The 4874-nt window shown below is 61.8% G+C and carries 3 protein-coding genes and 2 pseudogenes; 3 read left to right on the top strand and 2 right to left on the bottom strand.

Going from position 1 to position 4874, the window contains the following annotated elements:
* Positions 1-920: pseudogene (locus EN994_RS17995) on the top strand (ATP-dependent metallopeptidase FtsH/Yme1/Tma family protein); the annotation flags it as partial.
* A 246-nt stretch (positions 921-1166) separates the two neighbouring features.
* Here EN994_RS17995 and EN994_RS17990 read toward each other — a convergent pair.
* Entirely contained in the window at positions 1167-1619 is a 453-nt protein-coding gene (locus EN994_RS17990) for a hypothetical protein (protein WP_013529153.1), read from the bottom strand.
* A gap of 242 nt (positions 1620-1861) precedes the next feature.
* A complete protein-coding gene (locus tag EN994_RS17985) occupies positions 1862-2698 on the bottom strand; it encodes a hypothetical protein (RefSeq protein WP_063169197.1) in 837 nt (278 codons plus the stop codon).
* Positions 2699-3066: 368 nt separating this feature from the next.
* Between EN994_RS17985 and glmM the strand changes: the two genes are divergently transcribed.
* Together glmM and EN994_RS17975 are read left to right on the top strand one after the other, a co-directional pair.
* On the top strand, positions 3067-4419 hold the full coding sequence (glmM, locus tag EN994_RS17980) for a phosphoglucosamine mutase (RefSeq protein WP_013529155.1): 1353 nt from the start codon (positions 3067-3069) through the stop codon (positions 4417-4419).
* A gap of 249 nt (positions 4420-4668) precedes the next feature.
* Positions 4669-4874 (top strand): annotated as a pseudogene (locus tag EN994_RS17975) (porin family protein); the annotation flags it as partial.

The following is a 4874-nucleotide window of genomic DNA, read 5'->3' as shown; positions in this document are numbered from 1 at the left end:
AGGTGCATGTGCGCAACGTGCCGCTGGCGCCCAACGTCGACCTCAAGGTGATCGCGCGCGGCACGCCTGGCTTCTCCGGCGCCGACCTGATGAACCTCGTCAACGAATCCGCGCTGATGGCGGCACGACGCAACAAGCGCCTCGTCACCATGGCTGAATTCGAGGACGCTAAGGACAAGATCATGATGGGCGCCGAGCGCCGCTCGTCGGCCATGACGCAGGCCGAGAAGGAACTGACCGCCTACCATGAGGCCGGCCACGCCATCCTCGCGCTCAACGTGCCGTCGGCCGATCCGCTGCACAAGGCCACCATCATCCCGCGCGGCCGTGCACTCGGCATGGTCATGCAGTTGCCCGAAGGCGACCGCTATTCGATGAGCTACAAATACATGATCTCGCGGCTCGCCATCATGATGGGCGGCCGTGTCGCCGAGGAGTTCAAGTTCGGCAAGGAGAACATCACCTCCGGAGCTTCTTCGGATATCGAGCAGGCGACCAAGCTGGCGCGTGCCATGGTCACGCGCTGGGGCTTTTCCGACAAGCTCGGCCATGTCGCCTATGGCGACAACCAGGAAGAAGTGTTCCTTGGCCATTCGGTGGCACGCACGCAGAACGTCTCGGAAGAAACGGCGCAGATCATCGACGCCGAAGTGCGCCGCCTGATCGATGAGGCCTATTCGTCGGCGAAGTCCATCCTGACCAAGAAGAAGAAGGAATGGATCGCGCTGGCTCAGGGCCTGCTGGAATACGAGACGCTGTCCGGCGAGGAGATCAAGCAGTTGATCGCCGGCCACAAGCCCGCACGCGACCTCGGCGACGATACGCCGCCAAGTCGTGGCTCGGCCGTGCCGAAGTCCGGCGGCCGCCGCAAGAAGGGTCCTGAGCCCGAAGGCGGTATGGAACCACAGCCGTCGAGCTGAGTTCGGCCACCGATTTCATCGAACGCCGCGGCTTGCTCCGCGGCGTTTTTTGTTTTTGGCGTTGGGGAGGAGTTGTCCGCGACCTCGCATCTGCGACGGTGACGATTGGCGAAAGTCTAGGTGATAGCCAATCTCCCCCACAAGGGGGAGATTGGCAACGTCGCCGCTGGCGTGCCCTCGAAGGCAACAAAAAGGCCCGCGAACCCTGCGGTTCGCAGGCCTTCTCTTCTTCAGATGTCTTGTCGCTCAGCTCTTCAGCTTGGCATTGCACAGGCTGTAATAACCGCCGCCCTTCTGGATCCAGCGAAGGCCGTTCAACGTGCCCGCGTCCTTGTTGCCATGGTAGCCCTGGAGACAGGTCTTCATGCGCGCCTTCGCGGGCTTTTCGGTCTTGAACTCGGCGGCCAGCGTGGTCGGAAATGTCACGCCCGCGGGCGCTACAGTGGGGGCGACCGCCGCGCTGGTTTCTTTTTTCGTCTGCGGCTCGGTTTTGACCGTATCCTCGCTGACACTGTCCGCTGCTGATGTCGCGCACTTCTCCTTGCGAAAAGCCGTCCAGTCCATGCCGTTCAGAGTGCCGCCTTCCTTGGCTGTTCGATAGGTCTCGCCGCATTCCTTCATCGTCAGTGCGCTTGCGGGGGCGACGCTCCAAGCGACAAATGCGGTCGCAGCCAATACCGCCAATTTCAAACCGTGCATAAGACCCTCCTGGTTGATAATAAGTTTGACGTCTTTTTGTATATGGTTTGTTCTCTATATGTTCAACCAGAATCTTTACGGACTACCGATGAGCTTGGCGGTGGGCAGTGTAGGCGAATTGATGATGCCGGCAGCCCGGCGACATGCAGATGCGAGCAAGGCAGTGTGCGTCTTCGCGCAACAAAAAAGGCCCGCGCATCTTGCGATGCGCGGGCCTTTGTTTGGAGACTATGGCTAAGCGATCAGCTCTTCAGCTTGGCGTTGCACAGGCTGTAGAAGCCGCCGCCCTTCTGGATCCACTTCAGGCCGCCAAGCGAATTGGCGTCCTTGAGGGCATAGTACTGGTCGAGGCAGGTGTGCATACGGCCCTTTCCGGGGGTCTCGCTGGTATATTTCGGCGAGATCGCGGACGGGAAGGTGACGCCCTTGGGCGCAGCCGTCGTCGGCTTCGCCGGCTCCTTGGTGTAGCTCGCCTCGTCGGCGGCCGGCACGGTGTCGTCATCCGAGGCGGCTGCGCCGCACTCGGTCTTGCGGAAGTCGTTCCACTTCATGCCGTTCAGCGTGTTGGCCGTCTTGGCGGCCTGATACTTGGTGCTGCATTCGGCCATGCTCAGGCCCTTGCCGCCATTGTCTGCGGGAGCGGCGGGAGCCGCGGCGGCCTTGGTGGTCGCCGGCTTGGCGGCGGCAGCGGCGGATGCACCGGCGGCGCATTCGGATTTGCGGAAGTCGTTCCACTTCATGCCGTTCAGCGTGCCGGCAGCCTTCGCCGCCTGATACTTGGTGCTGCATTCCTTCGCCGTCAGGCCCTTGGCCGTGCTGTCGTCCGCCGCGGCGGCAGCCTTCGTGGTGTCGGTCGCTTTCTTGGCATCGGCCGGCTTGGCGTCGGTCGTCGCTGCGGCGTCGGTACCGCACTGAGCCTTGCGGAACTGGTTCCAGGTCGCTCCGGCCAGTGTCCCCGCATCCTTGGCGGCGTTATACTTCGTGCTGCACTCGGCCATCGTCAGTGCGTTGGCTGGCGCGGCCAGGAACAAGGTCGCGACGGCGAGGCCGGTCAAAGTGGCAAGTCGGTGGATGAGCATAGCGTTTCTCCGTTGCAGCAGCCCATGATACGTCCCTGCAAATCAATAACGCTCAACGGTCGGTTGCGCCAGATGCTAAGTGGCGTATATATCGCCGAAAATCGGCTTCTCCCGATAAGGTGATGAAATCGTTGTCCGTTGCCTGGTTCAGAGCAAGATTTTCCTGGTGCATCCGCGCTGAAAGGCTCGAATGACTTGTATATTGCAGCATGGCAGTCTGGGCATGTCAGGTTGCGGCCACGTTGTGTGCAGTGCACAACAATGGTTTTCTAAGGATTGGTAACGTATAATCACACAATGTGATCATAGCGCCCTGGCCACTTGTGGCATGACGTGCCGGGGAAGAAACGTCGAGGAAGCTGACTGGCATGGCAGGGAATTATTTCGGCACGGACGGCATTCGCGGACGCGCCAACAAGTTTCCGATGACCGCTGAAATCGCGATGCGGGTCGGCATGGCCGCCGGCCTTTCTTTCCAGCGCGGCAGCCATCGACATCGTGTCGTGCTCGGCAAGGACACCAGGCTTTCCGGTTATATGATCGAGAATGCCATGGTCGCCGGTCTTTGTGCCGCCGGCATGGACGTGTTCCTGCTCGGCCCGATCCCGACGCCGGCTGTCGCCATGCTGGTGCGTTCGCTGCGCGCCGATATCGGCGTCATGATCTCGGCCTCGCACAACCCCTATTACGACAACGGCATCAAGCTGTTCGGACCCGACGGCTACAAGCTCTCCGACGAGATCGAGGAGCGCATCGAGAGCATGCTCGACAGGGATATCGAACTGGCGCTCGCCGACTCCGACGGGCTTGGCCGCGCCAAGCGCGTCGACGGCGTGCATGACCGCTACATCGAATTCGCCAAGCGCACCTTGCCGCGCTCGATGTCGCTCGCGGGCTTGAGGATCGTCGTCGATTGCGCCAATGGCGCGGCCTACAAGGTGGCGCCCGAGGCGCTGTGGGAACTGGGCGCCGAAGTCGTCGCCATCAATGTCGAGCCCAACGGCTTCAACATCAACAAGGAATGCGGCTCGACCCACCCGGCCGGCCTGCAAAAGAAGGTGCACGAAGTGCGCGCCGATATCGGCATCGCGCTCGACGGCGACGCCGATCGCGTCGTCATCGTCGATGAAAACGGCGCGATCGTCGATGGTGACCAGATCATGGCGCTGATCGCCGAATCCTGGCACCAGAGCGGGCGGCTTGCCGGCGGCGGTGTCGTCTCAACCGTCATGTCCAATCTGGGCCTCGAACGCTTCCTCGGCGACATGAAGCTGCAATTGCACCGCACCAAGGTCGGCGACCGTTATGTCGTCGAGCATATGCGCGCGCATGGCTTGAATGTCGGCGGCGAACAGTCGGGCCATATCGTGCTGTCCGACTTTTCGACCACCGGCGACGGCCTGGTTTCGGCGCTGCAGGTGCTGGCCTGCATCAAGCGGCAGGGCCGGCCGGTCAGCGAACTGTCGAAGAAATTCGAACCCGTGCCGCAACTCCTGAAGAACGTTCACATTTCCGGCGGCAAGCCGCTCGAGGAGGCGCCGGTCAAGGCCGCCATCGAAGACGCGCGTAGCCGGCTCGGCAAGACCGGACGGCTGGTTATCCGGCCATCCGGGACAGAGCCGCTGATCCGCGTGATGGCCGAGGGCGACGACCCGCAACTGGTCGAGTCCGTGGTGAATGGCATCGTGGACATCATCTCGGAAACGCGCAGCGCCGCCTGACCCCCACAGCGCCCGGCAGGACGTCGTCGCCTGAACCTGTCCAAGGCCCGCCTCTCGGCGGGCTTTTTCTTGTCGGCTCCCAGTCTGTTCGCTGTTCGGAAATCTCGCGCCGGTCCCCAGAAGTTTCGAGATTCGTGGTTAAGCAACAGGGTTAAACGCCTTTTAACCTTTGCAATTCATTATCCACGACTGAAAGCCAATCGCATTTCGGGCGGGTTTGCCGTTCCGAGCTTCTCAGGGGTGACAAGCATGTTCAAGACAGCAAGAAAGGCCCTGCTCGCCTTACTGTTCGCAGGCCTGGCGGGGCCGTTGTTCGCGGCCGACCTGCCGGAACCGATCGTCGAAGAGGCTCCGCCTCAGGCCGTCTACGAGCAGCCGGTAGAAGTCGGCGGCTGGTATATCCGTGGCGACATCGACTATCACAAGTCGACCGTGCGCGGCATCGACTATATGAC

The sequence above is a fragment of the Mesorhizobium sp. M7A.F.Ca.CA.002.09.1.1 genome, assembly GCF_003998555.1.
Lineage (GTDB): Bacteria > Pseudomonadota > Alphaproteobacteria > Rhizobiales > Rhizobiaceae > Mesorhizobium > Mesorhizobium ciceri.
The sequence above is the reverse complement of the archived record's forward strand: the minus strand, read 5'-3'. Positions and strand labels throughout refer to the sequence as shown.